1 protein-coding gene is annotated in these 212 nt (G+C 42.5%); it reads left to right on the forward strand.

Annotation, left to right across the window (positions count from 1 at the left end):
- A partial coding sequence (locus E4T71_RS09695) for a Rib/alpha-like domain-containing protein (RefSeq protein WP_245165744.1) occupies nucleotides 1-212 on the forward strand: 212 nt, incomplete at both ends.

Here is a 212-nt window from a genome sequence, read left to right on the forward strand (position 1 = left end):
TATCCAGATGGTTCAACGGATAAGGTCCCAGTAACTGTTAAAGTTTCTGAACCAACAGATGCGGATAAGAACACACCAGTAGCACAAGATCAGACCGTTAAACAAGGTGAGGAAGTAGATCCATCTAAATCTATTGCAAATCTAGGAGACTTGCCAGCAGGTACTAAGGTAAGCTTTGAGGAACCAGTAGATACAACCACACCAGGAGATAA

The sequence above is a fragment of the Streptococcus sp. WM07 genome (assembly GCF_004570525.1).
Classification (GTDB): Bacteria; Bacillota; Bacilli; order Lactobacillales; family Streptococcaceae; genus Streptococcus.